The organism is Xanthomonas prunicola (assembly GCF_025266575.1).
In the GTDB taxonomy this organism is placed as follows: Bacteria; Pseudomonadota; Gammaproteobacteria; order Xanthomonadales; family Xanthomonadaceae; genus Xanthomonas; species Xanthomonas prunicola.
The window spans coordinates 4,831,390-4,857,373 of sequence record NZ_CP096142.1 but is presented as its reverse complement, the minus strand read 5'-3'; the positions used below and the strand labels follow the sequence as shown (position 1 = coordinate 4,857,373).

Genomic DNA, 25,984 nt, shown 5'->3' with positions numbered 1-25,984 from the left:
TGCAGCTCCTCGATAAGACCACGACCCGCCACACGGTGGCAGGTCGGATTAGAATGGGGCGCCCGCCGCAACCGGCGGGCATTGGTTTTGTGACCGCACATGATAACCGCAGCCCCCCTCGCCTTACAGCCATCTCCGCCCCCTGCCCTGCAGCCCTCGCGCTGGCAACAGCAGTGGCGCGACGCCGTGCGCGACCCGCGCGTGCTCCTGGAACTGTTGGGCCTGGATGCGCAGGCGGCGGCGATCAGCGATGCCGCCGCTGCGCAGTTCCCGCTGCGGGTGCCGCGCGCGTTCGTGGCGCGGATGCGGCATGGCGATCTCCACGACCCGTTGCTGCGCCAGGTGCTGCCGCTGGACGCGGAAATGCAGCCGGTGCCGGGCTTCGGCCTGGACGCGGTGGGCGATGCCGCCGCCAAGACCGCCGCCGGGGTGATCCAGAAGTACCGCGGCCGGGCCTTGCTGATCGCCACCGGCAGCTGCGCAGTGCATTGCCGCTACTGCTTCCGCCGCCACTTCCCGTATGCCGAAGAGACCGCTGCGCGCGATGGCTGGCGTGAGGCGGTGGCCGCGATCGCCGCCGACCCCGACATCGACGAAGTGCTGCTCTCCGGCGGCGACCCCCTCTCGCTGGCGACGCCCAAGTTGGCCGAACTCACCGATGCACTGGCGGCCATCCCGCACCTCAAACGGCTGCGCATCCACAGCCGCCTGCCGATCGTGCTGCCCGAACGCGTGGATGCGCCGCTGCTGGCCTGGCTGCGCAGCCTGCCGTGGCCAGTGGCGTTCGTGCTGCATGCCAACCACGCCAATGAATTCGACTCCGCAGTGGACGCGGCCATGCACGCGTTGCGCGACACTGGCGCGCAATTGCTCAACCAGGCCGTGTTGTTGCGCGGGGTCAACGACAGCGTGGACGCGCTGGCGGCATTGAGCGAGCGCAGCTTCGCAGCCGGCGTACTGCCCTATTACCTGCATCAGCTCGACCGGGTGGCCGGCGTTGCGCAGTTCGAAGTGGATGATGCCCGCGCACGTGCCCTGCATACCGAGCTGGCCACGCGCCTTTCGGGTTATTTGGTGCCGCGATTGGTGCGCGAAGTTCCGGGCGATACCGGCAAGCGGCCACTGTAACCGCAAGCGCGTTTGACTCTGGCCTGCATGCGATGGAATAACCTCAAACCGTAGGAGTGCACTTTTGCGCGCCAAGGCGTTACCGGAAATGCGTCATCGCGCAGCGGTGCATTCCTCCGCAGCCAGCACGTGACTGCCCGCCCACAGCACTCACCCTGCGGCGATCAGCTTGACCATATCGGCCGGGCTCAACGGCCGGCTGAACCAATAGCCCTGACCCAGATCGCAGCCGCGTTCGCGCAGCAGGTTGAATTGCGCTTCCTGCTCGATGCCTTCGGCCACCACGGTGATCCCCAGCGAATGGGCCATGTTGATGATCGCGGTGGTCAGCGCCAGATCGTCCGGATCGCGCTGCAGGTCGGCGATGAAACTTTTGTCGATCTTGACCCCGTCCACCGGCACCTGGCGCAGATGGCTCAGGCCGGAAAAGCCGGTACCGAAGTCGTCCAGCCACACCTTCACGCCGGTGCGGTGCAGTTGATCGAGCAGACTGGCAGCCATCATTTCATCACCGATCACCGCGGTCTCGGTGAGTTCCAGATGGAGGCGCGCGGCTGGCAGCCCGGACTCGGCCAGGCATTCGGCCACGGTGTCGATCAAATCGCCGCTGCGCAGCTGTCGCGGCGAGACGTTGACCGACACAAACAGGCCCTCGCCCACCAACGGCCACTGCGCCGCCTCCAGGCAGGCCGCGCGCAGCACCTTGGGGCCGATCACTTCGATCAGGCCGCTCTGCTCGGCAATATCGATAAAGGTGGACGGCGCAATCGTCCCGAGTGCCGGGTGCTGCCAGCGCAACAGCACTTCCACGCCCACCAGCACGCGGTCGCTGGTGCGATAGATCGGCTGATAGACCAGGCGCAGCTCGTCGCGCTCCCAGGCCCCGCGTAGCTCGTGCTCCATATGCACGCGGCGTTCGACGGCATGGTCGGCGGCGCGGCTGTAGAAACGATGGCAATTCTTGCCGGCCACCTTGGCTTGATACATCGCGATGTCGCCGTTCTTCAGCAGTGCGGTGGCATCGCGGGCATCATCGGGGAACAGCGTGATGCCAATCGAGGTGCCCAGGAACACTTCGCGGCCCTGCACGTTCAACGGCCGGCTCAGCTCATGCACCAGGCGTTCGGCCAACTGCGCGGCCAGCAGGCTGACATCGCCGCTCTGCAACAGGATCACGAACTCGTCGCCGCCGAAACGCGCCAGAATCGCATCATCGCCGCCCAGCGAGGCAACCGCGCGGCTGATGCGGCCGGAGAACTGCAGCAGGGCTTCGTCGCCGGCCTCGTGGCCAAGGGTGTCGTTGACGCGTTTGAAGTCATCGATATCGGCGAACAGCAGGGCCAGCTTGTTGCCGGTGCTGCGCGCGGTGTTGAGCAGGTGATCCAACCCTTCGCGGAAGCCCAGCCGGTTGGTCAACCCGGTCAGTGCGTCGGTGTAGGCCATGTGCCGCACTTCGCGGTCGTGACGGGCGATGCTTTCGCTCATGCGTCCGAACGCGGAAATCAGCTCGCCGATCTCGTCGTTGCGCGGGTGCGGCGGCAGCTGCACTGCATAATCGCCACGTTCGATCTGCTTGGCCGCTGCCGCCAGCAGCCGCACCGGCGCCACCAACGTGCGCTGCACATAAATGGCCAGCAATATTCCCAGTCCGACCAGCGCCGCCAGCAACACCAGCAGCCAACCCAGATCGCGTTTGCCGATGGCGTTGAGGTTTTGCACCAACGTCAGATTGGCGCCGGACTCGATCTTGCGTACCCGCTCGCGCGACATGCCCACCCGCACGCCACCGATGCGCTGGTCGCCGATCTTGATCGGCACCGTGACATCCAGCACCTTCGGCGAGTACTGCAACACCATCTCCCGCGCCGCCAGCGCCTTGGCCGCGAGCGGATCGGTCATGGATTGGCCGTAACGCTGCAAGGTCGGCGTGCCGTCGTGCACCAGCCGGCCATGGCGGTCGAACACCAGCACATAGCTCACCACCTGCTGGCGCGAGGCATTGCGCACCAGCGCACCCACCGCGCCCAGGTCCGAGTAATACAAAGGGTTGGCCAGCCCGGAGGCCAGCTCGGTTGCCAGTGTTTCGCCGCGCGTGCGCAGGCTGCGGTCGAATAGCTCATGCAGGATCTGCGCACTCAACCCGCGCACCTCGCGCTGCATGGCGCTTTGTCGCTGCAACAGCGAGGCCAGAATCGCGCCGACCAGTAACAGCGTCAGCGCCATCACCAATAGAAAGCGTGCCTGCAAGCCGAAGCGCAACTGCGTCATTCCGCCTGTTCCCTGACCCGTTGCACGCCGGCGCTCAACTCCTGCAGACGTCGCCGGCTGGTGGGATCCAGCGGACGGAACCCGGTGGTGTCGAAGAAACGTTTCAATGCAGGCGCCGCCTTGGGATCGGAGGCGGCCTGCAGCAACACCACACGCAGACGCTGCTCCACCGCCGGGTCCATCCCCGCGCGCACCATTTCCACCGCGCGCGGCACCGGCGCCGTGCGATGCACGATACGGAAATCGCGCTTGAACACCGGTGGCATGTGGCGTTCGTCGTCCCAATCCACGTTGCTGAGCGCGCCCACGTCGATCAGGCGCTTGTGCACGAACGCGGAAACGTTCAATTTGGACCCGACCATCAAATAGCCGGTCGATCCGCGCGCCGGGGTGTCGTCCGCCGACAGCAGCACATCGCACGCAATGCCGTTACGCAGCAGTTCGAGCATGGGCAGCAGATAGCCGCTGGTGGACGAGGCGTTCCGCAAGGCCAGGGTGTGGCCGCGCAACTGCGCGAGCGACTGGATCGGACTATCGCGGCGCACGAAGAACAGTGTGTGGAAGTCGCGCAGACCGCCACGCTCGGTCATCAACAAGGGATGCGCGCTGCCACGCTGCTCCAGCAGCATCGCCGCACCGGTGGTTTCGCTGACCCAATCGACCCGGCCGCGCCGCAGATAGCTGGACATCTGGCGCGCGTCAGGCGCCATCAGAATCTCGCCACGACGGATTCCCACCTCGCGCATGCGCGGCACCACGTAATCCAGCAGGGGCTTGAGCTGCGCGTAATGGGTGGCGGGATCATCGCTGATCCGTCCAAGCACCAGGACCGGGGAAGGCGCTGCCGAAACCGTCGCGGCCAAGCCTGCCCCGGCGATCAGCCAGCAGGCAATCAGACACCATCGTAGACCGCGCAAAACGGACACTCCCCTAGAGCCGCGGACAGCCTAGCCGAATCTTTGAAGATGTGACAGACGTCAGTTTCGGGCCTGCTTGGCAAGCATGGCCATGCGCTGCGCATCGGACAGGATGCCGCGGATCAGCCGCACCTCCTGTTCGGTCATTTCGGCGCGCAGCAACAGGCGGCGCAACTTGCGCATCGCCGACTCCGGCGCACGGCCCTTGTGGAAGTCGATCTCGTCCAGCGTGTCGCCCAACTGACCGAACATGCCTTCCAACTGCGCGTGGCTGGCCGGGCCATCGCGCAAGCCGGTGGCCACTGCTGGAGCCGGTTCGGCCTCGCCTGCCGCCAGCTGTGCCAGCCGTACCTCATACGCCAGCACCTGCACGGCCGCGGCCAGATTGAGCGAACTGAACTGCGGGTCCGACGGTATATGCACTGCGGCATGGCAAAGCTGCAGCTCGTCATTCGTCAGACCGGTGCGCTCGCGGCCAAACACGAAGGCCACCTCGGCCGGCTCGCTCGCCTTGGCCAGGGCGCGCTGCGCCCCCTCGTCGGGCAGCAACTCTTCCAGCGCCACCCGACGCGCGCGCGCGGTGCAGCCGATCACCAGCGTGCAGTCGGCTACCGCGTCGCCCAGCGTCGCGAAGATTGGCGCTTCGCCAAGTAAGTCCTCAGCACCAGCCGAACGCCGGTAGGCGTCTTCATCAAGTGCGCGCTCCGGCGCCACCAGCACCAGGCGCGAGACACCCATGGTCTTCATCGCACGCGCGGCGGCGCCGATGTTGCCTGGATGCTGGGTACCGACAAGAACAAAACGGATGCGCTGGCTGACGGACATGAACGGAGATTGGAGAGCTGCTTGGCCGTAGATGGTAAACTGCGCGGCCGGCTTTCGCGCCGGACCGCTCTTTATAACTTCGCCATTATCCGATTCTGCCTTCACGGGAGCTTTAACCATGCAGAAACCCGCCGTCACCGTCATGGTCAAAGCCGCCCGCCTCGCCGGCAATGTGCTGTTGCGCGGTATCAACAAGCTCGATGCGCTCAACGTGGTGCAGAAGGGCCGCATGGACTATGCCAGCGAAGTCGATGCCGATGCCGAGAAGGTCATCATCAAGGAACTCAAGCGCGGCTATCCCGAGTACGCCGTGTTCGGCGAAGAAGGCGGTGTCCAGGGCGGCAAGAGTGGCCGCTACACCTGGGTGATCGATCCGCTCGACGGCACCAGCAACTATCTGCGCGGCTTTCCGCACTACTGCGTATCCATCGCGCTGGTGGAAAACGGCGAACCCACCGATGCGGTGATTTTCGACCCGCTGCGCAATGAGCTGTTCACTGCCAGCCGCGGCGCCGGCGCGGTGCTCAACGACCGCCGCATCCGCATTGCCGAGCGCAAGGATCTGGAAGGCGCGATGGTCCACACCGGCTTCCCGCCGCGCGAACGTGCGCGCGCCAGTGCACAGCTCAAGTGCGTGGATGCGTTGTTGGTGCAGGCCGAAGACGTGCGTCGCACTGGCTCGGCGGCGCTGGACTTGGCCTATGTAGCCTGCGGCCGCGCCGATGCCTACTTCGAAGCCGGCGTCAAAGCCTGGGACATCGCCGCTGGCGTGCTGCTGGTGCGCGAAGCCGGTGGCCGCGTCTGCGACTACAAAGGCGCTACCCCGCCGCGCATGGACAACATGGGACCGGAGACCCAGCAGATTGTGGCGGGCAACATCAAGATCAGCGACGCGCTGCAGAAGGTCATCGTCAACACCGGCTATGCGCGCGAGTTCGACGCCAAGTTCTGAGCGTCGCGCCTGACCGCGCAATGCGCGACGCATGTCGCTGCAGCAGGACCACACGGACAACAGGCCGGGATCAAAGCCGGCCTGTTGCGTTGCTGAAACATCAGGGGTAGGCCCTCTTCGTAGCGCGTATGCACGCCATCGGGCGCGGCCGGCACGTCACATCATGCGCACTCTCATCGCCGTGCACAGACTCAGATCGCCTCACAGCAGAAGGCCGGGATCGCTCCCGGCCTTCTGGCGTTACCGCACTCGCTCAGAACTCAGGCGATCGCAGCGTGGTAGCGGCGCTCGACTTCTTGCCAGTTGACGGCGTTGTAGAACGCGCCGATGTATTCCGGGCGACGGTTCTGGTACTTCAGGTAGTACGCGTGTTCCCACACGTCCAGGCCCAGGATCGGGGTATTGCCTTCGAACAACGGGCTGTCCTGATTGGCGGTGCTTTCCACCACCAGCTTCTTGTCCGGTGTCACGCTCAACCATGCCCAGCCCGAGCCGAAGCGGCTGACGGCGGCCTTGGTGAAGGCTTCCTTGAACTTCTCGAATCCACCGATGTCCTTGTCGATCGCCTTGGCGACCTCGCCCTTGGGCTCGCCGCCACCGTTGGGTGACAGCACGGTCCAGAACAGCGAATGGTTGGCGTGGCCACCACCGTTATTGCGCACCGGGCCCTGCAGGTTTTCCGGCAGGCTCTTCAGCTTGGAGACCAGCTCTTCGATCGGCAGGTCGGCATACTCAGTCCCTTCCAGCGCCGCGTTGACGTTGTTGATATAGGTCTGATGATGCTTGGTGTGATGGATTTCCATCGTCTGCGCATCGATATTCGGTTCCAGCGCGTCGTAGGCGTAGGGCAGCTGCGGAAGGGTGTAAGCCATGCGTGTCTCCTGGACTTGCCGCCCGGCGAAGACCGGGCGTTGCGGGGTAGATGGTAAGGACGGCGGCGGCGCTTACCAAGGGTGCTGGCGGGGAAACTTCATCCCATCGCAAGCCGCGCGCTGTTCGCTGCACACCTTGCACCAGCCCCCGGTTACTTGGATGTGAATCGCGCAGCCGCCCGGCCGCGTTCAAAGTCGACACAGTCGTGCAACGGCATACTTGTTCTGCCGCACACTCTTCGCTCCCGGAACGTCTTCATGCGCAAGCCCGCTTTGCTGATCGTCGCCATCGTGCTGCTCGTTGCCGGCTTGTGGGGCATGCGCGCGATGCAGACGCCCAAGCCGCAGTTCGCGCCGCAACTCAACGCGCCAATTGCCGTGACTGCACCGACGCGCGAGCTGCCGCGTCTGCCCGCCTTTCTGCCCACCGAGGCGATGGCCACAATCGTGCTGATCCAGCGCGGCGGGCCGTTTCCGCATCCGCAGGATGGCAGCGTGTTCGGCAACCGCGAGCATCGCCTGCCCGAGCGCCCGCGCGGCTATTACCGCGAATACACCGTGGATACGCCCGGCAGCCCGGATCGCGGCGCACGCCGCATCGTCACCGGCGGCACCCCGCCTGAGGCGTGGTACTACAGCAACGATCATTACCAGAGCTTCAAGGCCTTCGATGGCCCGACCCCGGACCAGGCACCATGAGCGCGGGCGACTTCGCACTGGACCTGTCCGATCCGCAGCAATCAGGCGTGTATCAGGCCGACACCGACGATCTGGACACCATGGCGGCGCTGGCGCGCGATGCCGGCTTGCGCATCCTGCGGGTGGATCTGGTCACCTGCAGCGACAAACGCATGCTGCTGATGCGCCTGGCCACGCAACTGGATTTCCCGGCCAGCTTCGGCCGCAATTGGGACGCCCTCAGCGATGCCTTGCGCGACCTGGCGTGGCTGCCTTCGCCGCAGGGCTATGCACTGCTCATTGACGGCGCCCAGGCGCTAGCCAGCACGGCACCCAACGACCGCGACACCTTGCTGGATATCCTCGACGAAGTCGCTAACACCTGGGCAGCACGCGGGCTGACTTTTGTAGCGTTTATTGCTCCAGCCAGCGCCTGCGACTAAGAGCAGCTAAGCAGCTAATAAGAGGACTGCGCAGCCGCGAGGTAGTTGCTCGCGACGTTTATTCGCCGCTCCAAGGCTGGCTGACCGCACAACTGCGCAACAGTCAGTCGGTTGGATGGATACGGCGCCGGCGCAGCATGACCGTGCCGGCGCGACGGTTCAGGCATACCTTCTGCACCGTCTCAACCAGCGCTCGCGCTACTTCATCGGCACGGTGCATCGGCGTTTCAGACCGGCGATGGTTCTGAAGAACAACGGATTGCTGCGCATGCGCAGCCGCCTGCGTCCACGCGCGATGGCATGTAAGCGTCTTCCTGCGCACCGCGAACAACGCCAGACCAGCACGCATCACGCGTGCCGGCCAACCCTCAACTATCCAACTCGCTCCAGCGCGCGTACGCCGCATCCAGTTGCTTCTGCGCATCGCCCAGCGCTGCTGTGTGGGCGGCCATCGCCGCACTGTCGCGCTGATAGAAAGCCGGCTCATTCATCGCCGCGGTGAGCGCGGCGACCTGCTGCTCCAGCGTCTCGATCAAAGCCGGCAACTGCTCCAGCTCGCGTGCATCCTTGTAGCTGAGCTTACGCTTGGGCGCAGCGTCCACCGGCGCTGCAGCCGCCACGGGTGCGGTCGCCACTGCGGTCGCCGAGGCCTTGGCCACCGCCATCGCATTGCCCACCGGCGTGCGGCGCTGGCGCAACGAATCGCTGTAACCGCCGATGTAATCGCCGATCAAACCCTCGCCTTCCATTACCAGCGTGGAGGTCACCACGTTGTCGAGGAAGTCGCGGTCATGGCTGACCAGCAGCAAGGTGCCGGAGTACTCGCCCAGCAGCTCCTCCAGCAACTCCAGCGTCTCCACGTCCAGATCGTTGGTGGGTTCGTCCATCACCAGCAGGTTGGACGGCTGCGCGAACAGACGCGCCAGCAACAGGCGATTGCGCTCGCCACCGGACAGCCGGGTGATCGGCGCGCGGGCGCGCTCGGGCGTAAACAGGAAGTCCTGCAGATACGCATGCACATGTTTGCGCTTGCCGTTGATCTCCAGGAAATCGCGGCCTTCGGCCACGTTTTCGATAGCGCTCCAGTCCTCGCGCAGGGTCGAGCGGTACTGATCGAAATACGCAATCTGCAGATTGGTGCCGATGCGGATTTCGCCTTCCTGCGCCTGCAGATCGCCCAGCAGCAACTTGAGCAAGGTGGTCTTGCCGCTGCCGTTGGGGCCGATCAGACCGATGCGGTCGCCACGCTGGATGATGGTCGAGAAGTCCTTGACCATCGTGCGCGCACCGAAGGCGAAGCCGACTTCCTTTGCTTCGATCACCTTCTTGCCGGACGACTCGCCCTGCGAGACTTCCATGCGTACGTTGCCGGTGAGATCGCGGCGCTGCACGCGCTCGTTGCGCATCGATTCCAGACGCCGCACGCGGCCTTCGTCGCGGGTCCGCCGCGCCTTGATGCCCTGCCGGATCCAGATTTCTTCCTGTGCCAGCAACTTGTCAAAGCGCGCATTTTCCTGCGCCTGCGCATTGAGCCGTTCTTCGCGACGCCGCTCATAGTTGGCCCAATCGCCCGGCCAACTGGTGACCTGGCCACGATCGATTTCGACGATACGGGTGGCCAACGCGCGCAGGAAGCGCCGGTCGTGGGTCACGAACAGCACGCTGCCGCTCCAGCCCTTCAGGAAGGTTTCCAACCAATCGATGGCTTCGATATCCAGATGGTTGGTCGGTTCGTCCAGCAGCAGCACATCGGGCGAGGACACCAGCGAACGCGCCAACAGCACGCGGCGCTTCATACCGCCGGACAGCCGCGCGAACTCCGCATCGCCATCCAGTTCCAGCTTGGTCAGCGTCTCGGTCACGCGCTGATCCAGCGCCCAACCGTCGGCCGCATCGATCTTGGCCTGCACCTTGCCGAACGCATCGCCGTCGAACACCTCGGCATGGCTAAGCTGATGGAATTCGGCCAGCCAGTGGCCCAGTTCGCCCAGGCCATCGGCCACCACGTCGAACACGCTGCCGCCGGTGCCCTGCGGCACCTCCTGCTCCAGCCGCGCAATGCGCACGCCCTGTTGCACGCGCACTTCGCCGTCGTCTGGCTTGAGCTCGCCGGCGATCAGTTTCATCAAGGTCGATTTGCCGGCGCCGTTGCGACCGATCAGGGCGATACGCTCGCCCGGCTCGATCGTGAGGTCGGTTTTTTCCAGCAACAACGGGCCGCCGACGCTGTAGTCGACGCTTTGCAGAGTGATTAAAGGCATGCGCCAATTGTACGGGAATCGAGAATGGTGAATCGGGAATGGAAAAGCCTCGCCATTGCGATTTCCGATTCCCCACTCCCGATTCCCGCTAAAATGCGCCATGAACGAATTCTCCGCGCTGCCGCTGTCGCCGGCCCTGGCCCCCGGCATCGACGCCCTTGGCTACACCGTCCTTACTCCTATCCAGGCGCAGAGCCTGCCGCCGATCCTGCAGGGGCTGGACGTCATCGCCCAGGCGCCGACCGGTAGTGGCAAGACCGCCGCGTTCGGGTTGGGCCTGCTGCAGAAGCTCGATCCCGCGCTGACCCGCGCGCAGGCACTGGTGCTATGCCCCACGCGCGAACTGGCCGACCAGGTCGGCAAGCAGCTGCGCAAGCTGGCCACCGGCATCCCCAACATGAAGCTGGTGGTGCTCACAGGCGGCATGCCGCTCGGCCCGCAACTGGCCTCGCTGGAAGCGCACGACCCGCAGGTGGTGGTTGGCACGCCCGGCCGCATCCAGGAACTGGCCCGCAAGCGCGCCCTGCATCTGGGCGGCGTGCGCACGCTGGTGCTGGACGAGGCCGATCGCATGCTCGACATGGGGTTCGAAGAACCCATCCGCGAGATCGCCAGCCGCTGCGACAAACACCGCCAGAGCCTGCTGTTTTCGGCCACCTTCCCGGACATCATCCGCACGCTGGCGCGCGAGATCCTGAAGGACCCGATCGAAATCACCGTGGAAGGCGCCGACAGCGCGCCGGAAATCGACCAGCAGTTCTTCGAGGTCGACCCGACCTATCGGCAGAAGGCCGTGGCCGGCCTGCTGCTGCGCTTCAACCCCGAATCCAGCGTGGTGTTCTGCAATACCCGCAAGGAAGTGGACGAGGTGGCAGGCTCGCTGCAGGAGTTCGGCTTCTCCGCGCTCGCCCTGCACGGCGACATGGAACAGCGCGACCGCGACGAAGTGCTGGTGCGCTTCGTCAACCGCAGCTGCAACGTGCTGGTGGCCAGCGATGTGGCCGCACGCGGGCTGGACGTGGAAGATCTGTCGGCAGTGGTCAATTACGAGCTGCCCACCGATACCGAAACCTACCGCCACCGCATCGGCCGCACCGCGCGCGCCGGCAAGCACGGCCTGGCGCTGAGCCTGGTGGCACCGCGCGAAGCGGCGCGTGCGCAGGCACTGGAGGCCGAACAGGGCCAACCGCTGAAGTGGTCGCGTGCGCCGCTGGCCACTGCCCGCCCGGCGCAACTGCCGCAGGCGGCGATGACCACATTGCGCATCGACGGCGGCAAGACCGACAAGCTGCGCGCCGGCGACATCCTCGGTGCACTGACCGGCGAAGCCGGACTCTCGGGCGCGGCGATCGGCAAGATCGCCATCTACCCCACCCGCTCCTATGTCGCCATCGCCCGTGCGCAGGTCGCCAAGGCACTGGCGCATCTGCACGCAGGAAAGATCAAGGGACGCAGGTTTCGGGTCAGCAAGCTGTAATCAGCGCGCGGCCGCTACCTGCCGACCAACCGATCGAGCGGCGGCTATAGCGCCTGCCGCACGATCCATCCAGATGCGCACACTTGCGCATTCCTTTTGCCAGCAAGCCTGATCGGCGAGCTGCTCGATCGGTAACAGGCCTGGATCAACGATCAATAGCTCAACGTGGCCAGCAACGGCACGTCATTGGCCCATCTCTCGCGGCCCTGCAGCGCCAGCAGCTCGACCAGCACCGCCGCGCCGACCACTTCCAGTTCCAGCTGTGCCGCCAGATCCAGTGCCGCGCGCAGCGTACCGCCGGTGGCAAGCACATCGTCGACGATCAACACGCGGGCGCCGCGTGGCAACGCATCTTCATGCATTTCGATGCGGTCGGTACCGTATTCCAGCGCATATTCCTGGACCAGCGTACGTCCTGGCAGTTTGCCTGGCTTGCGCACCGGCACGAACCCGGTGCGCAGTTCGCGCGCCAGGGCCGCACCCAGAATGAAACCGCGCGCCTCGATACCAAGCACGGCGTCCAGCGGGGTGGTCCGCCACGGTTGCACCAGTTCGTCCAGCGCCGAAGCGAAGTCCGGGCCATCGGACAACAACGGCGTAATGTCCTTGAAGACGATGCCCGGCTTGGGAAAATCAACGATGTCGCGGATACGCTCCGACCAATGGTTGGGTCCGGAAGCGTTGGTGCCGGCACAGCGGCTGCAGTCAGTCATGGTAGTAGTGGCGTCGTGGCCAGTGGAGACGGCCCTATTCTAGGCTGCGCACGCCCTTGACGCCGCCGTTACGGCATACCTGCATCTGAGCGCGTCAGGAACTGCACGACAGCATCGAGCAGCCGGCGCGGTCGCGTGCCCACTCCGGCCGCCGCGCAGCGAATGCCTCGCGCCCAGACTGGTCGTCGTATGGGCGGCGCATGACCTCCAGCAACTCTTGCACCCCGGATGGGTCGCCCTGCTCGGCCTGATCGATCACCTGCTGTGCCAGATAATTGCGCAGCACGTAGCGCGGATTGGCCAGACGCATGCGCGCGCGGCGCTCGTCCGGCGACAGCGCATCCTGCTGCAGGCGCGCGGCGTAGCGCTGCAACCATTCCTGCAACTGCGGCGCACCGGCCAGGCGCTTGTCTTCGTCGTAGAAGGCATCGCGCAGCTGTGCGGGATCCGGATGCTCGGGCGACAGGTCGATCAGACCGCGGAAGGTCAGCGTCATATCCATTTCAAAGTCGCGCATCAGTGCGCGCAGCGCATCAATCAGCGCCAGATCCTCATCGCGGCATTCGGCCAGCCCCAGCTTGGCAGCAGTGTCGCGCCGATCACAGGAAAGATAGGTATCGCGGAAGCGGTCCAGCCCCTGTTGCAGCGGCGTTTGGTCAGCGAACAACGGCGCGATCGCTTGAGCAAGCCGGCCCAGGTTCCAGTACGCCACTTGCGGCTGGGTTCCGAAGCGATAACGTCGGCCCTGCGCGTCGGTGGTGTTGGGCGTCCAATCCGGGTCGTAGTCGTCGACCCAGCCGTACGGGCCGTAATCAATGGTCAACCCCAGAATCGACATATTGTCGGTGTTCATTACCCCATGCACGAACCCGACCCGCATCCAGTGCGCCACCATCACCGCGGTCCGCTCGCACACCTGCGCGAACCAGTCGGCGTAGCGCGCCTCGCCGGTACCGACCAGCTCCGGGAAATCGCGCGCAATGGTGAAGTCCACCCATTGCCGCAACAGCACGCCATCGCCGCGCACGCTCGGCAATTCGAAATTACCGAAGCGAATGAACGACGGCGCCACCCGGCACACGATCGCCCCCGGCTCGCGTTGCGGGTGACCGTCGTAGAACATATCGCGCACCACCGCGTCGCCGGTACCGACCAGACTCAGTGCGCGCGTGGTCGGCACGCCCAGATGGTGCATGGCCTCACTGCACAGAAATTCGCGGATCGACGAGCGCAACACGGCGCGCCCATCGGCGCCGCGCGAATACGGCGTCGGGCCGGCGCCCTTGAGCTGCAATTCGTATCGCCCGCCGTCGGCTCCGATCGCCTCGCCCAGCGAAATCGCCCGCCCGTCGCCAAGCTGCCCGGCCCAATGCCCGAACTGGTGACCACCGTAATTGACCGCCCACGGCTGCATGCCCGGGTACAGCGCGTTGCCGCCGAACACGTGGGCGAACTCTGCACTGGCTATCTCGGACGCATCCAGGCCCAGCGCATGTGCCATCTCCGCAGAATGCGCCACCAGGTACGGGGCGGCGACCGGCGTCGGCATGACCGCCGACCAGGCCGCGCGCACCTCGCGCCGGCGCGAACCCTCTTCCGGATCGCCAGGCAGCTGCTGACGCAGTCGGTTATCGAAGTGCAGTTGTGTCATGCCGGCAAGCCTAGGCCACTGGCAGTGAACCTGGCATGGGTCAGGTCGCATCCGGTGCTGCCTGCGCGCCGTATCTTCACCCGGCTGACTTGCACAGAGCGGACTCGTCCTGCACATGCTTGCGACGTGCGATAGCCGCTAATAGCCGCCGGCTGCGGATCCGATGCAGGCCAGAGACAGCGATACGGCGACCATGTTGCCGGGGCGCTACCGTGTCGGCCTGTGCTGGACTGGCTCTTGCGTTCGCGCCCGGTACTAAACACCCTTTCGACCTCCTGCCGATATTGCCGATGCCCTCGCGCGCCTCCCACTGGTTCCGTCCTGCTCTTCTGCTGCTCGGTTCGTTGACCATGACGGCCTGCAGCAGCGTCTTCTTTGGCGGCATCAATGCCGCCTCCAGCCGGACGGGCATCGTCGAGCACCGCGACCAAGTGTTCGATCCCGCACACGGCCTGGCGCTGGATGTCTACCAGCCGCGCGGCGCCGTCGACGCACCGGTGGTGGTGTTCTTCTATGGCGGCACCTGGAAGCGCGGTTCGCGCGCCAACTATCGCTGGGTCGGCCGCGCGCTTGCGCGCCAGGGCGTGGTGACGATGGTGGCCGACTATCGCAAGTATCCGCAGGTCGGACTGCACGGCTTCATGTCCGACGCCGCGGGCGCCACCGCATGGAGCTACCGGCACGCACACCAGTACGGCGGCGACCCCAAGCGGCTGGCAGTGATGGGCCATTCGGCCGGCGCGCACATGGCCGCGTTACTCGGCACCGATGCACGCTGGCTGCAGGCGCAAGGCCTCAAACCCCACCAGCTGTGCGGCGTGGTGGGCCTGGCCGGACCTTACGATTTCATGCCGATGACGGACCCGGAGCTCCTCGAGATCTTCGGCGACGCGCCAGCTGCGCAACGGCAATCGCAGCCAGTGCGCTACGTCGGCGGCGACGAACCGCCCATGTTGCTGCTGCATGGCGATGCCGACCGCGTGGTCGAACTACAGAACAGCATTTCGCTGCAGCAGGCGCTGAAACGCGAAGGCGGCAGCGCCGAGTTGAAGGTCTACCCGGGCATGGGCCATCTCGGCATCCTCCTGGCGCTGCGCAAATCTCCCGAGCACTCGCAGGTGCTCAGCGACGCGCTGCAGTTTGTACGCCAGTGTCGGGCGCCTTGAAGCGCACTCCGTCCTGATATGGATGGAGCGATTGCGTGCAGCGAGCGACCGATGGGCAGCTCTGTGTCATTGAGCTGCCGATTGCAGGATCCATCGCCAGCAGGCGGCAGGCGGCAGGCGGCAGGCGGCAGGCGGAAATACATCCCGCCCATCTCGACTCACACTCAACCCACTGAGCCGATCACGTTGCCGGCTTGCTTCCCATCAACTCGAAAGGGCCGCCCTTCTTCAGCGCAGCCTGATAGGCAGGGCGCGCTTCGATGCGCTCCAGAAACCCGCGCAGACGCGGGTATTTCTCAAGGCCGCCGCCGCGTGCAGCGGCCGCCTGTACCGGAAAGCTCATCTGGATATCAGCGGCGGTAAAACGTTCGCCAGCGAACCAGTTGCTGGACTGCAACGACTGCTCCATCCAGTCCAGATGCAGCGAAAGCTGTGGGCCTACGAAGCCGGACATCGCCTTGTCCACGATGGCACGCGCGATGGGCTTGGCAAAGAACGGCATCGGCGCACTGCGAATCCGACCGAAGATCAACGTCATCAGCAACGGCGGCATGGCCGAACCTTCGGCGTAATGCATCCAGTAGCGAAACTGCAGGCGCTCGGGTGAATCCAGCGGCCGGGGCGACGGCGACAGCGCACACTCGGTGTCATAGCGCTCGGTCAGGTACTCCAGGATCGCACCGGATTCGGCCACGACCAGATCGCCATCGACCAGCAACGGCGACTTGCCGAGTGGATGGATCGCACGCAGCGCCAGCGGTGCCAACATGGTCTTGGGGTCGCGCTCGTGGCGCACGATCTGATACGGCAGCGCCAATTCCTCCAGCAGCCACAGCACGCGCTGGGAACGGGAATTATTGAGATGGTGAACAGTAATCATGAGAGGGCTGCACGCGGAAAAGGTACATCCTACCGATCCGCACGTCGTCGCTGTGCGCAAGTAGCACCTGGTGGACGCTCGACCGATGCTTCCGCCATTCTTGCAGGCAATAAAAAACGCCGGTCGCTTGCGCGACCGGCGTTTTTGGCAACCCTACGGTTGCAGACGGATTAGACCGCCTGCACCTGGTCAGCCTGCATGCCCTTCTGGCCCTGCACGGCGACGAAGGTGACCTTCTGGCCTTCCTGCAGCGACTTGAAGCCGGTGCCCTGGATGGCACGGAAGTGCACGAACAGGTCCGGGCCGCTTTCCGGGGTGATGAAGCCGAAGCCCTTGGCATCATTGAACCACTTCACGGTACCGCCTTGACGTTCTGACATTTACTAACTCCTGAACTATTGATTGATAAATCGCAGCGTCCGAAAAGCCGGAGCTGAGACTGAGTTGCAGGCGTTGGTAAAGCGGAACGATGAAGCGAGATCTGTAACGATCCGGCTGCACCAGGCCACGATTCACGGTGACCCTTGCAAACACAGTGCGTGCACAGTACTCGTGTTTTCGACAAAAAGCGACACCCTGCGTCAAATCTTTTGCAGTCAGGCCAAATCCGACGGTCTGTCGGGCCCGTCCCCATCCACAATCACCCGATGAATACGCCTCCAACACCGACACCTCCGCAGATCTGGGTCGACGCCGATGCCTGCCCCGCGGTGATCCGCGACATCCTGTTCCGCGCCGCGGCGCGTACCGGCACCACCGTGACCCTGGTCGCCAACCACTATCTCAGTACACCTACCCTGCCCCATGTGCGCGCCATCCAGGTGCCGGGCGGCCCCGATGCAGCCGACGACGCGATCGCCGAACGGGTGGCTGCAGGCGACCTGGTCGTCACCCAGGACATCCCGCTCGCGGCGCGTGTGCTGGAAGCCGGGGGTACTGCGGTTGGCCCGCGTGGCGAACCCTTTACCAGCAACACCATCAAGGAGCGCCTGTCGGTCCGCAGCTTTATGGAAGAGTTGCGCGGCGCAGGCATCGCCACCGGCGGACCGCCGGCCCTGCATGCGCGCGATCGCCAAGCTTTTGCCGCACAGCTGGATCGCTGGCTCGCCGCGCAACCACGCCCACCGCTGTGACGCGGGCGGCATGACGCACGCGGGATGAATCGGGCGCGTATCATGAGCGCCCTTTGCAATCGGCATCCTGATGGCCCTCACTGCCACCGTCCGCAGGGCGGAGCTCCAGATCAGCGACATGGACCGCGGCTACTACGCCAACCATTCGCTGACCCTGGCCCAACACCCGTCCGAAACCGACGAGCGCCTGATGGTGCGCCTGCTCGCGTTCGCCTTGTTCGCCGACGATCGCCTGGAATTCGGCCGTGGCCTCAGCAACGACGACGAGCCCGACCTGTGGCGGCGAGACTACACCGGCGACCCGGACCTGTGGATCGACCTCGGCCAGCCCGATGAAAGTCGCGTGCGCAAGGCCTGCAACCGCTCGCGCGAGGCAGTGGTGATCGGCTATGGCGGCCAGGCCACCGAAACCTGGTGGAAGAAGCACGCCAACGCGATGGGCCGGCACCGCAACCTGCGCGTGATCGAACTCGACTCGCAGGCCACCGAAGCGCTCGGCGCGCTGATCCAGCGCGGCATGCGCTTTGACGTGATCATTCAGGACGGCGAAGTGCAGATGCTAGCCGATCACGGCAGCGTCACCCTGACCCCGATGGTGCGGCAAGCGCTGGCCGAATGAACATGCGGTGCGACGTGCTGGTCATCGGTGCCGGGGCTGCCGGCCTGATGGGCGCCTTCACCGCCGGCCGGCGTGGCCGTCAGGTGCTGGTGATCGACCACGCCAACAAGGTCGGCAAGAAGATCCTGATGTCCGGCGGCGGGCGCTGCAATTTCACCAACACCGACACCGCGCCCGGCAACTTCATTTCGGCCAATCGGCATTTCTGCAAATCCGCGCTGGCGCGCTATAGCCCGTCAGATTTCGTGGAGATGGTCGAACGGCATGCCATCGCCTATCACGAGAAGGAACTGGGCCAGTTGTTCTGCGACATCTCGTCCAAGCAGATCGTGCGCATGCTGCTGGACGAATGCGACGCGGCCGGCGTGCAGATCCGCACCCAGTGCGACGTGCTGTCGGTGCAGCGCGGAAGCGATGGATTTGACGTACAGACCAGCCAGGGCCGCGTGCAGGCGCATTCGTTGATCGTGGCGACCGGCGGGCTGTCGATCCCCAGCATGGGCGCCAGCGGCTTCGGCTACGGCTTGGCCAAGCAATTTGGCCATGCGCTACTGCCCACCCGCGCCGGGCTGGTGCCACTCACGCTGAGCGGCAAGCACCAGGAACGTCTGCAGGAGCTCTCCGGGCTGACGTTACCGGTTCAAGCGCAGTGCAACGGGGTCAGCTTCCGCAACTTCATGCTACTCACCCACCGCGGCGTCAGCGGCCCGGCGATCCTACAGATCTCCTCGTATTGGCAGCCGGGCGACGATCTGCGGCTGGATTTGCTGCCTGGTCACGATGCAGCGGTATGGCTGCGCGAACAAAAGCAGCAACGCGGCGCTACCGAGCTGCGCAATGTGCTGGCCGACGTGCTGCCGAAACGATTTGCACAACGCTTGTGCGAGGTCTGGCTGCCGGACAAGCCGGTGCGTCAGCTGGATCCGCCGCAGTTGCAGGCCGCTGCCGAGTTGCTGGGTCGCTTTCCGCTGGTCGCCAGCGGCACCGAAGGCTACCGGACGGCTGAAGTCACCCTGGGCGGGGTCGATACTGATCAGGTCTCCAGTGCGACCATGGAATCACGCTTGATGGCAGGCCTGTATTTTGTCGGTGAGGTGCTGGACGTCACCGGCTGGCTGGGGGGTTACAACTTCCAGTGGGCATGGGCGTCCGGCCATGCGGCGGGGAGCGTGGCGTAATGGCGAGGCATGGCTGATCGCTCATTGATGACTGGGGCGGCAATATGCGGACGCTGTCGCGGTCTGAACAGCACGCATTCGAGCGCGGTCGATATTTCCCCGAAAGGCGTCTTCCACCCATAAATCTTGCTCTACGTCTCACACCCGATGCGGCATGATCCACACACGTGGACGCGCCAAGCCCCTTCGTGTATTAAAGCCCGTCTCTAGGGAGCCGCGCATGCAAAAAGGCAAAGATCTCACCCTCCGCCTCATGATCGTCGACGACAGCGTGGAGAGTGCCGAGACCATCGTCACCGCGCTGCGTAACGGCGGCATTGCGGTGCGCCCTTCGCGGCCGCAAAACCAGGAAGAACTGGCCAGTATGATGTCTGGCCAGATCGATCTGGCCATCCTGGGTCAGGCGCAGCAAATCCCCATGAGCGCCCTGCAGACGCAGATTGCCGGCAGCGGCAAGGACATACCGGTCATCTTGCTGGCCGAGCGGATCGAAGAGAATGCCTTGGTCGAGGCCGCTTCGCATGGCGTGCGTGCCATTGCCTTGCGCAACCGCCCCGCACACCTGCTTACGCTGGTGCGCTCGGAGTGGGACGACCTGCAGGCCCGTCGCGGGCTGCGTCGCATCGAAGCGCAGATGCGTGAGACCGAGCGCCGCTGCGACGCACTCATCGCGTCCTCGCGTGACCCGATCGCCTACGTGCATGAAGGCATGCACATCCGCGCCAATGACGCCTATCTGGAAATGTTCGGCTTCGAATCGTTCGACGATGTCGAAGGCATCTCGTTGCTGGACATGATCGCCGCCCAATACGTCGACGATTTCAAGCAGTTGCTCAAGGCGATGTCCAAAGGCGAGCCGCCGCCGGCGCAATACAAGGTCGACGCGCGCCGCGTGGAAGGCGACACCTTCCCGGCGACCATGGAATTTGCCACCGCCACTTACGAAGGCGAGCCGTGCATCCAGGTGGTGTTCCGGCGCCGCGAGGAATTCGACCCGGAGTTGGCACGTGAGGTCGAAGACTTACGTCAGCGCGACCAGGTCACCGGCCTGCTCAATCGCCCTACCTTCATGGTGGCGCTGGAACAGGCCGTCGCGCAGGCCGGCCGCAGCGAAGGCCAGTCTGGCTTCCTGTTGATCGAGCCGGATCACTACGCCCGCATCCTGCCGGAATTTGGCCTGGACTCGGCTGATGCGCTGATCGCTGCGCTGGCCGCGCACGTGGCCAGCGTGCTGGACGACAGCGTGGTGGCCGCGCGCTTCGGCGAACACAGTTTCGCCCTGCTGATGAACGGCAATTACGCGCGCACGCACGCACTGGCTGAAATCGTGCGCGATGCGTTCGCGCAGCACGTCATCAGCGTGGGAACGCGCTCGGCCACGGTGACAGTCAGCATCGGCGGCGTGCAGATCGGCGAAAAGATCGCCAGCATCGGTCAGGTGCTCAAGCGCGGCACCGAAGCGGTGCGCACCACCGCCGAGCTCGGTGGCAATGCGATCAGCATCTACGACCCGGCCGCAGCCGATCGGGCGGAAGAGGAACGCATCGAACGCTGGGTCGAGCAGTTGCGCGAGGCCCTGGTCGGCGACGGCTTCGTGCTGCATTACCAGCCTGTGCTCAATCTGCAAGGCGAGCCGCTGGAGTTGTATCAGGCCTTCCTGCGCCTGGAACGCAATGGCGAAATGATGTCGCCGAATGCGTTCATGGCGATTGCCGAAGAGCACGATCTGATCACCGAGATCGATCGCTGGGTGGTGGCACGCGCGATCCGGCAACTGGGCGAGCGGCAACGTGCCGGACACACCACGCACCTGTTGGTACGCATCGGGCCGAACTCGTTCTCCGACCCACAGATGATCGACACCATCCGTGAGCAATTGGCCGTCTACGGCGTGCCCGGCGAACGGCTGTGGCTGCAGACGCCAGAGTCGAAGGTGTTTACACATTTGCGCAATGCGCAACAGTTCCTGGGCGCGGTGTCGACGATGGGCTGCAAGGTCGGGCTGGAACAGTTCGGCTCGGGCCTGGATTCATTTCAGTTGCTGGCGCATTTCCAGCCCGCCTTCCTCAAACTGGATCGCGGCATCACCGGCGACATCGCCTCGGCCCGGGAAAGCCAGGAAAAGATCCGCGAGATCACCTCGCGCGCGCAGCCGGCCGGCATTTTGACGGTGGCTGAATTCGTCGCCGATGCGCAGTCGATGAGCAGCTTCTTCAGTGCCGGTGTGGACTACGTACAGGGTGATTTCGTGGCACCGACCGGGCCATTGATGAATTACGAGTTCGGCTGAAAGCCAGCACCGCTCACTCCACACCATCGCACGGCAACCAACGCGACAACTTACATCGCAGTGCCGTTGGCGGCACGCAGCGCAGCGATGCGCTCGGTGAGCGGCGGATGGCTCAGGAACAGACGGCGCAGGCCGTCACCCACCCCGCCGGAAATGCCGAATGCCTGCACCTGGGAGGGCAAGGTGTTCTGGCCATGGTTGAGCGACAGCCGCTCCAGCGCAGCGATCATCTTGCTGCGGCCGGCCAGTTGCGCACCACCGGCATCGGCGCGGAATTCGCGGCGACGCGAAAACCACATCGCAATCATAGTCGCGAACATGCCAAGCACCATCTCCAGCGCGAACACGATGATGTAGTACGCAAAGCCGCGGCCGCTGTCGCGGTTGCCCGACAGGGCGCTGTCGATGACGCCGCCGACCACGCGTGCGAGCACGATCACGAAGGTATTGAGCACGCCCTGCAACAGCGCCATGGTCACCATGTCGCCATTTGCGACGTGGGCGATTTCGTGGCCGAGCACGGCCTCGGCTTCATCCTGGTCCATGTTCTGCAGCAGGCCGGTCGACACCGCCACCAAGGCATTGTTGCGATTGGCGCCGGTTGCGAAAGCATTGATTTCCGGTCCCTCATAGATCGCCACTTCCGGCATGCCGATGCCGGCAGCCTGAGCCTGGCGGCGCACGGTCTCCAGTAACCAGCGCTCGGTCGGGGTGCGCGGCTCGGTGATGACCTGTGCGCCGGTGCTGCGCTTGGCCATGAACTTGGACAGCAGCAGGGAAATAAAGGAGCCGCCGAAACCGAAGATGGCGGCCATCACCAACAGACCACTCATTTGCGCGGGATTGACGCCCAGCACCGACATGACGATGCCGGCGAGCATCAGCACCGCGAAGTTGGTCAGCAGGAACAGGAAAATGCGGTTGAACATGGCGCAGAGGCTCCACGGATGCGGGGTGAACTGTTGCGGATCTGCGGGTGTGGCGGCTTGAAATCAAGCAAGCACCTGACCGACGATTCAGCTGCCCATGCCATCGCCCTCCTATCTCGGCCGCTTCGCGCCCTCGCCCACCGGCCCCCTGCACTTCGGCTCCCTGCTGACTGCATTCGGCAGCTGGCTACTGGCCCGGCATGCCGGCGGACGGTGGTGCGTGCGCATCGAAGACATCGACCCGCCGCGCGCCGAACCCGGTGCCTGCGAGCGGCAACTACGCACCCTGACTGCCTTCGGTCTGCACTCGGATCTTCCCGTGATCCGGCAGTCCGAGCGTGACGCCGTCTACACCGCCGCCATCAACCAGTTGCTGGAGACCGGCCAGGCCTTCGAGTGCAGTTGCAGCCGCGCCGACCTGGCCGGCATGGGCGGCATCCACCACGCCTGCGTCGCGCCGCTGGGCGAGCGCCGTGCGGTGCGCCTGCGGGTGCCGCGGCAATCGCCGGTCGTCTTCCACGACGCGCTACAAGGCCCGGTAGTGCAGGACGTCTACGCCGAGGTGGGCGATGTGGTGCTGCGCCGCGCCGATGGCTATTGGGCTTATCAACTGGCGGTGGTGGTAGACGATGCAGCGCAGGGCATCACCGATGTCGTGCGCGGCGCCGATCTGCTCGACTCCACCCCGCGCCAGCTGGTGCTGCAGCGCGCACTGGGCCTGCCGCAGCCGCGCTATCTGCACCTACCGCTGATGCTGGATCGTGATGGCCGCAAGCTGTCCAAGTCGTACGACGCACCCGCACTGGACGATACCGACCCACTACCGCCCCTGCACGCCGCCTGGGCCGCGCTGGGCCAGCGGCCGGACGCGCTGCCGCGGCATGCAGGGGTCGAGACCCTGCTGCAGCAGGCAGTGCAGCATTTTTCGCCACAGTCGCTCCCGCGGCAACGCCGGCTGGACCGTGATATCTGCGCATCCGAGCGCCAGCGTGACTAGAATTGCGCCCCAGCACCGGCGTCCAGGCGCGGCCGCGTCGGCACGCTCCCGGATCGCCCTCAGCCTTACTTGTTGATTGGAGTCGTCATGACATCTCGCGTCGCATTGGTCACCGGCGGCACCGGCGGTATCGGTACTGCCATCTGCAAGCGCCTGGCCGACCAGGGCCACCGGGTCGCCAGCAACTTTCGCGATGAAGAAAAGGCACGCGCCTGGCAACAGCGCATGCAGGCGCAAGGCTATGATTTCTCCTTGTTTCGCGGCGATGTGGCCTCGTCCGAGCATGCACGCGCATTGGTGGAAGAGGTCGAAGCCGCGCTGGGGCCGATCGAGGTACTGGTCAACAACGCCGGCATCACCCGCGATACCACCTTCCACCGCATGACGGCCGAGCAGTGGCACGAGGTCATCAACACCAACCTCAATTCGGTCTTCAACGTGACCCGCCCGGTCATCCAGGGCATGCGCAAGCGTGGCTGGGGCCGGGTGATTCAGATCAGCTCCATTAACGGGCTCAAGGGCCAGTACGGTCAGGCCAACTACGCGGCAGCCAAGGCCGGCATGCACGGTTTCACCATCTCGCTGGCGCGCGAAAATGCGGCATTCGGAGTCACTGTCAACACGGTCTCGCCCGGTTACGTGGCCACCGACATGGTGATGGCGGTGCCGGAAGAGGTTCGCGCCAAGATCGTGGCCGACATCCCGACTGGCCGGTTGGGACGCCCGGAAGAGATCGCCTATGCGGTCGCGTTTCTGGTTGCGGAAGAGGCTGCCTGGATCACCGGCTCCAATCTTGACATCAATGGTGGCCATCACATGGGTTGGTAGCGTTTGCTGCAACTTTGCGGTGCAGCATGGATTTACAACAAAAACCATGCTGCGCAACATTTTTAATGTGTCCGCTTAAGCAAATAAGGCGTTTTGGCTGTTGCAAGCGCTGCTGCGGTGCGCCATCCTGCGCGCACTATCAGTGTGGGTGAACGTTCCATGGCCGGACTTCGCATCATCAAGAAGTATCCCAATCGCCGTCTCTACGACACGGAAATCTCCAGCTACATCACCATCGAAGATGTGCGCCAATTGATCATCGATGGCGAAGAATTCGAAGTACGCGACGCCAAGAGCGGCGAAGACCTGAGCCGTGCGGTACTGCTGCAAATCATTGCCGACCGCGAACAGGACGGCGAGCCGATGCTCTCCACCCAGCTGCTGAGCCAGATCATCCGCTTCTACGGCGACTCGCTGCAGGGCTTCATGGGCAACTACCTGGAGCGCAGCATGCAGGTGTTCCTGGACCAGCAGCAGCAGTTCCGTCAGCAGATGGGCAACCTGCTCGGGCAGACCCCCTGGGCGATGATGAACCAGCTGACCGAGCGCAACCTGGAGTTGTGGCAGGAATTCCAGCGCAATTTCGGCGCCGGCTTCTGTCGCCCGGGTGGCCCTGGCACGCCACCGACCCCGCCCGGCGCAAGCGGCCTGGGCAGCGGTCCGATGGGAACCGGCACGCACGGCACGCCGGGCAACAATCACGGCACCACCGGCAAGGCCCGCAATCGCGGCTAAGTCAAAGCTGCGCCAGGAGCGTCCACGCTCCCAGGCGCAGTCAATCAGCGGCCGGCCTGCTTTGCCGAGCAGATCCGCTCCACGTGGTAGCCGCGTGCACGCAGACGCTCCACTACCCCGTCGGTCCCCAGCAAATGCAGCGCACCGACCACCACCAGCGTGGTTCCGCTGCCTTTGCCAAGCCGCTGTTCCAGACGCGGCACCCAGCGCGCATTGCGCTCGACATTGATGTCCTGATAAAGCGCCGGGTACTGGCGGCGCATGTCTTCGGCCATTTGCGTGGACAGCGTATGCACGTCGCCATTGCGCCAGGCCGCATGCAGCTGACGCAATTGGTCGGTGGCATCTGCCTCGTCCAGCGACTCTTCCAGCAACTGATGCTGCTCGGTAGGCGACATGCCATCGAGCAACGCGATCTGTTCGGCGGCGCGCTCCAGGCCATCGGCCGGCTTGCCGCGCGCCTGCGCCTGTTCCATCAGGTAATGGTCCAGCCCTGCGTTCGGGTCCATACCTTGCCGGGTCATCTCGGCCAGGCTGATCGTCAGTGCCACGAACCAGGGCTTGAGCGGCTGCAAGCTCTCCAGCGACATGCCGTACCTGCGCGCGTAGGCACTCAGTGACTGCCAGGTTTTTGCGTCCAGCGTGTCCTGCAGCGTGCGCCCGTCGGTGCGCCGCGCGGCCTGCAACATGCGACTGGCCAGTTCCGGCGACTGCGCATCGTCAGGCGGCAACTCGAATAGCAGGCGGTCGGCCTTGGCGAAGGCCTGCATCACATCCGGCGATAGCGGGTAGTCGCTGGGCTTGAGCACATGGAACGAACCCAGCAGATACAAGGTGCCGCCCTTGCCATCGACCTTCCACAGCAGCGGCACCGGCGGGCCGGCCGGCGCATCGCTGACGCCGCGTGCCCACAGCGGCGCAAGCGCCCCGCTCCACAAGGTCAGGCCGAGCAGCGCGCCGCCGCACCAGGCGGCAACACGTTGGCGCATCGCCGTTGTCCGTTGCCCTGTCATCGTGCTTTCCCGCATATATCAACGTCACACA

24 protein-coding genes are annotated in these 25,984 nt (G+C 64.8%); 13 read left to right on the top strand and 11 right to left on the bottom strand.

Annotation, left to right across the window (positions count from 1 at the left end; all coding sequences use genetic code 11):
* The first annotated feature begins 99 nt into the window (after nt 1–99).
* Nucleotides 100–1,128 (top strand): EF-P beta-lysylation protein EpmB, encoded by a 1,029-nt coding sequence (gene epmB / locus M0D43_RS20665; protein ID WP_252162831.1) that lies wholly within the window; start codon nt 100–102, stop codon nt 1,126–1,128.
* A gap of 150 nt (nt 1,129–1,278) precedes the next feature.
* Here epmB and M0D43_RS20660 read toward each other — a convergent pair whose 3' ends face one another.
* From M0D43_RS20660 to M0D43_RS20650, 3 genes are read right to left on the bottom strand one after another with little or no spacing between them, the layout of a single operon-like run.
* Nucleotides 1,279–3,396, bottom strand: coding sequence for a putative bifunctional diguanylate cyclase/phosphodiesterase (locus M0D43_RS20660; RefSeq protein ID WP_260807560.1), 2,118 nt, complete (start codon nt 3,394–3,396; stop codon nt 1,279–1,281).
* Nucleotides 3,393–4,322 carry a phosphate/phosphite/phosphonate ABC transporter substrate-binding protein gene (locus M0D43_RS20655; RefSeq protein ID WP_252162829.1) on the bottom strand — a complete coding sequence of 310 codons (930 nt, stop codon included), beginning with the start codon at nt 4,320–4,322 and terminating at the stop codon, nt 3,393–3,395. The genes M0D43_RS20660 and M0D43_RS20655 overlap by 4 nt, the downstream gene beginning before the upstream one ends.
* 51 nt (nt 4,323–4,373) lie before the next feature.
* Nucleotides 4,374–5,138, bottom strand: coding sequence for an RNA methyltransferase (locus M0D43_RS20650; protein WP_252162828.1), 765 nt, complete (start codon nt 5,136–5,138; stop codon nt 4,374–4,376).
* A 118-nt stretch (nt 5,139–5,256) separates the two neighbouring features.
* Between M0D43_RS20650 and M0D43_RS20645 the strand changes: the two genes are divergently transcribed.
* Nucleotides 5,257–6,090 (top strand): inositol monophosphatase family protein, encoded by an 834-nt coding sequence (locus M0D43_RS20645; protein WP_005913068.1) that lies wholly within the window; start codon nt 5,257–5,259, stop codon nt 6,088–6,090.
* Nucleotides 6,091–6,350: 260 nt separating this feature from the next.
* Here M0D43_RS20645 and M0D43_RS20640 read toward each other — a convergent pair whose 3' ends face one another.
* Nucleotides 6,351–6,962 carry a superoxide dismutase gene (locus tag M0D43_RS20640; protein WP_252162827.1) on the bottom strand — a complete coding sequence of 204 codons (612 nt, stop codon included), beginning with the start codon at nt 6,960–6,962 and terminating at the stop codon, nt 6,351–6,353.
* A gap of 258 nt (nt 6,963–7,220) precedes the next feature.
* Here M0D43_RS20640 and M0D43_RS20635 point away from each other — a divergent pair, with 258 nt between their 5' ends.
* Together M0D43_RS20635 and M0D43_RS20630 are read left to right on the top strand one after the other, a co-directional pair.
* Nucleotides 7,221–7,661 carry a guanyl-specific ribonuclease gene (locus tag M0D43_RS20635; protein WP_252162826.1) on the top strand — a complete coding sequence of 147 codons (441 nt, stop codon included), beginning with the start codon at nt 7,221–7,223 and terminating at the stop codon, nt 7,659–7,661.
* Nucleotides 7,658–8,083 carry a barstar family protein gene (locus M0D43_RS20630; protein WP_252162825.1) on the top strand — a complete coding sequence of 142 codons (426 nt, stop codon included), beginning with the start codon at nt 7,658–7,660 and terminating at the stop codon, nt 8,081–8,083. Before M0D43_RS20635 ends, M0D43_RS20630 begins: the two co-directional genes overlap by 4 nt.
* A 368-nt stretch (nt 8,084–8,451) precedes the next feature.
* On the opposite strand, the gene M0D43_RS20625 is transcribed toward M0D43_RS20630, so the two are convergent.
* The gene (locus M0D43_RS20625; RefSeq protein ID WP_101363858.1) at nt 8,452–10,344 is read right to left on the bottom strand and encodes an ATP-binding cassette domain-containing protein; all 1,893 of its coding nucleotides are present in this window, start codon (nt 10,342–10,344) and stop codon (nt 8,452–8,454) included.
* 100 nt (nt 10,345–10,444) lie between these two features.
* On the opposite strand from M0D43_RS20625, the gene dbpA reads away from it, so the two are divergent.
* Complete coding sequence (dbpA, locus tag M0D43_RS20620) at nt 10,445–11,821, top strand: ATP-dependent RNA helicase DbpA (RefSeq protein WP_101363857.1); 1,377 nt, start codon at nt 10,445–10,447, stop codon at nt 11,819–11,821.
* A 152-nt stretch (nt 11,822–11,973) separates the two neighbouring features.
* On the opposite strand, the gene M0D43_RS20615 is transcribed toward dbpA, so the two are convergent.
* Nucleotides 11,974–12,534, bottom strand: coding sequence for an adenine phosphoribosyltransferase (locus tag M0D43_RS20615; protein ID WP_252162824.1), 561 nt, complete (start codon nt 12,532–12,534; stop codon nt 11,974–11,976).
* A 94-nt stretch (nt 12,535–12,628) separates the two neighbouring features.
* Nucleotides 12,629–14,185 carry a protein adenylyltransferase SelO gene (locus M0D43_RS20610; protein WP_252162823.1) on the bottom strand — a complete coding sequence of 519 codons (1,557 nt, stop codon included), beginning with the start codon at nt 14,183–14,185 and terminating at the stop codon, nt 12,629–12,631.
* A 290-nt stretch (nt 14,186–14,475) separates the two neighbouring features.
* On the opposite strand from M0D43_RS20610, the gene M0D43_RS20605 reads away from it, so the two are divergent.
* A complete protein-coding gene (locus M0D43_RS20605) occupies nt 14,476–15,351 on the top strand; it encodes an alpha/beta hydrolase (RefSeq protein ID WP_252162822.1) in 876 nt (291 codons plus the stop codon).
* Nucleotides 15,352–15,532: 181 nt separating this feature from the next.
* Here the strand turns inward: M0D43_RS20605 and M0D43_RS20600 are convergent, their stop codons facing one another.
* Complete coding sequence (locus M0D43_RS20600) at nt 15,533–16,231, bottom strand: glutathione S-transferase (RefSeq protein ID WP_252162821.1); 699 nt, start codon at nt 16,229–16,231, stop codon at nt 15,533–15,535.
* Between the two features lie 170 nt (nt 16,232–16,401).
* Complete coding sequence (locus M0D43_RS20595; RefSeq protein ID WP_033483465.1) at nt 16,402–16,611, bottom strand: cold-shock protein; 210 nt, start codon at nt 16,609–16,611, stop codon at nt 16,402–16,404.
* 267 nt (nt 16,612–16,878) lie between these two features.
* On the opposite strand from M0D43_RS20595, the gene M0D43_RS20590 reads away from it, so the two are divergent.
* The 4 genes from M0D43_RS20590 (at nt 16,879) to M0D43_RS20575 (ending at nt 21,451) form a co-directional block, all read left to right on the top strand.
* A complete protein-coding gene (locus tag M0D43_RS20590; protein WP_252162820.1) occupies nt 16,879–17,364 on the top strand; it encodes a YaiI/YqxD family protein in 486 nt (161 codons plus the stop codon).
* Between the two features lie 70 nt (nt 17,365–17,434).
* Entirely contained in the window at nt 17,435–17,983 is a 549-nt protein-coding gene (locus M0D43_RS20585; protein ID WP_252162819.1) for a YaeQ family protein, read from the top strand.
* Nucleotides 17,980–19,161 (top strand): BaiN/RdsA family NAD(P)/FAD-dependent oxidoreductase, encoded by a 1,182-nt coding sequence (locus M0D43_RS20580; protein ID WP_252162818.1) that lies wholly within the window; start codon nt 17,980–17,982, stop codon nt 19,159–19,161. Before M0D43_RS20585 ends, M0D43_RS20580 begins: the two co-directional genes overlap by 4 nt.
* A gap of 220 nt (nt 19,162–19,381) precedes the next feature.
* Complete coding sequence (locus M0D43_RS20575; protein WP_252162817.1) at nt 19,382–21,451, top strand: GGDEF/EAL domain-containing response regulator; 2,070 nt, start codon at nt 19,382–19,384, stop codon at nt 21,449–21,451.
* Between the two features lie 50 nt (nt 21,452–21,501).
* Here the strand turns inward: M0D43_RS20575 and htpX are convergent, their stop codons facing one another.
* Nucleotides 21,502–22,380, bottom strand: a complete 879-nt coding sequence (gene htpX, locus M0D43_RS20570; RefSeq protein ID WP_101363849.1) for a protease HtpX — start codon at nt 22,378–22,380, stop codon at nt 21,502–21,504.
* A gap of 97 nt (nt 22,381–22,477) precedes the next feature.
* On the opposite strand from htpX, the gene gluQRS reads away from it, so the two are divergent.
* From gluQRS to phaR, 3 genes are all read left to right on the top strand, one after another.
* On the top strand, nt 22,478–23,377 hold the full coding sequence (gene gluQRS, locus M0D43_RS20565; protein ID WP_252162816.1) for a tRNA glutamyl-Q(34) synthetase GluQRS: 900 nt from the start codon (nt 22,478–22,480) through the stop codon (nt 23,375–23,377).
* A gap of 87 nt (nt 23,378–23,464) precedes the next feature.
* The gene (gene phbB / locus M0D43_RS20560; protein ID WP_252162815.1) at nt 23,465–24,205 is read left to right on the top strand and encodes a beta-ketoacyl-ACP reductase; all 741 of its coding nucleotides are present in this window, start codon (nt 23,465–23,467) and stop codon (nt 24,203–24,205) included.
* 159 nt (nt 24,206–24,364) lie between these two features.
* Nucleotides 24,365–24,940 carry a polyhydroxyalkanoate synthesis repressor PhaR gene (phaR, locus tag M0D43_RS20555; RefSeq protein ID WP_252162814.1) on the top strand — a complete coding sequence of 192 codons (576 nt, stop codon included), beginning with the start codon at nt 24,365–24,367 and terminating at the stop codon, nt 24,938–24,940.
* Nucleotides 24,941–24,984: 44 nt separating this feature from the next.
* On the opposite strand, the gene M0D43_RS20550 is transcribed toward phaR, so the two are convergent.
* Nucleotides 24,985–25,953: a TraB/GumN family protein gene (locus M0D43_RS20550; protein ID WP_252162813.1), complete on the bottom strand. Its 969-nt coding sequence runs from the start codon at nt 25,951–25,953 to the stop codon at nt 24,985–24,987.
* Nucleotides 25,954–25,984 lie beyond the last annotated feature (31 nt).

What these genes read in the sequence shown, in the direction of transcription:
- epmB (WP_252162831.1), top strand. Translation starts at nt 100, where the DNA reads ATGATAACCGCAGCCCCCCTCGCCTTACAGCCATCTCCGCCCCCTGCC.
- M0D43_RS20660 (WP_260807560.1), bottom strand. Translation starts at nt 3,396, where the DNA reads ATGACGCAGTTGCGCTTCGGCTTGCAGGCACGCTTTCTATTGGTGATG.
- M0D43_RS20650 (WP_252162828.1), bottom strand. Translation starts at nt 5,138, where the DNA reads ATGTCCGTCAGCCAGCGCATCCGTTTTGTTCTTGTCGGTACCCAGCAT.
- M0D43_RS20645 (WP_005913068.1), top strand. Translation starts at nt 5,257, where the DNA reads ATGCAGAAACCCGCCGTCACCGTCATGGTCAAAGCCGCCCGCCTCGCC.
- M0D43_RS20640 (WP_252162827.1), bottom strand. Translation starts at nt 6,962, where the DNA reads ATGGCTTACACCCTTCCGCAGCTGCCCTACGCCTACGACGCGCTGGAA.
- M0D43_RS20635 (WP_252162826.1), top strand. Translation starts at nt 7,221, where the DNA reads ATGCGCAAGCCCGCTTTGCTGATCGTCGCCATCGTGCTGCTCGTTGCC.
- M0D43_RS20630 (WP_252162825.1), top strand. Translation starts at nt 7,658, where the DNA reads ATGAGCGCGGGCGACTTCGCACTGGACCTGTCCGATCCGCAGCAATCA.
- M0D43_RS20625 (WP_101363858.1), bottom strand. Translation starts at nt 10,344, where the DNA reads ATGCCTTTAATCACTCTGCAAAGCGTCGACTACAGCGTCGGCGGCCCG.
- dbpA (WP_101363857.1), top strand. Translation starts at nt 10,445, where the DNA reads ATGAACGAATTCTCCGCGCTGCCGCTGTCGCCGGCCCTGGCCCCCGGC.
- M0D43_RS20615 (WP_252162824.1), bottom strand. Translation starts at nt 12,534, where the DNA reads ATGACTGACTGCAGCCGCTGTGCCGGCACCAACGCTTCCGGACCCAAC.
- M0D43_RS20610 (WP_252162823.1), bottom strand. Translation starts at nt 14,185, where the DNA reads ATGACACAACTGCACTTCGATAACCGACTGCGTCAGCAGCTGCCTGGC.
- M0D43_RS20605 (WP_252162822.1), top strand. Translation starts at nt 14,476, where the DNA reads ATGCCCTCGCGCGCCTCCCACTGGTTCCGTCCTGCTCTTCTGCTGCTC.
- M0D43_RS20600 (WP_252162821.1), bottom strand. Translation starts at nt 16,231, where the DNA reads ATGATTACTGTTCACCATCTCAATAATTCCCGTTCCCAGCGCGTGCTG.
- M0D43_RS20595 (WP_033483465.1), bottom strand. Translation starts at nt 16,611, where the DNA reads ATGTCAGAACGTCAAGGCGGTACCGTGAAGTGGTTCAATGATGCCAAG.
- M0D43_RS20590 (WP_252162820.1), top strand. Translation starts at nt 16,879, where the DNA reads ATGAATACGCCTCCAACACCGACACCTCCGCAGATCTGGGTCGACGCC.
- M0D43_RS20585 (WP_252162819.1), top strand. Translation starts at nt 17,435, where the DNA reads ATGGCCCTCACTGCCACCGTCCGCAGGGCGGAGCTCCAGATCAGCGAC.
- M0D43_RS20580 (WP_252162818.1), top strand. Translation starts at nt 17,980, where the DNA reads ATGAACATGCGGTGCGACGTGCTGGTCATCGGTGCCGGGGCTGCCGGC.
- M0D43_RS20575 (WP_252162817.1), top strand. Translation starts at nt 19,382, where the DNA reads ATGCAAAAAGGCAAAGATCTCACCCTCCGCCTCATGATCGTCGACGAC.
- htpX (WP_101363849.1), bottom strand. Translation starts at nt 22,380, where the DNA reads ATGTTCAACCGCATTTTCCTGTTCCTGCTGACCAACTTCGCGGTGCTG.
- gluQRS (WP_252162816.1), top strand. Translation starts at nt 22,478, where the DNA reads ATGCCATCGCCCTCCTATCTCGGCCGCTTCGCGCCCTCGCCCACCGGC.
- phbB (WP_252162815.1), top strand. Translation starts at nt 23,465, where the DNA reads ATGACATCTCGCGTCGCATTGGTCACCGGCGGCACCGGCGGTATCGGT.
- phaR (WP_252162814.1), top strand. Translation starts at nt 24,365, where the DNA reads ATGGCCGGACTTCGCATCATCAAGAAGTATCCCAATCGCCGTCTCTAC.
- M0D43_RS20550 (WP_252162813.1), bottom strand. Translation starts at nt 25,953, where the DNA reads ATGACAGGGCAACGGACAACGGCGATGCGCCAACGTGTTGCCGCCTGG.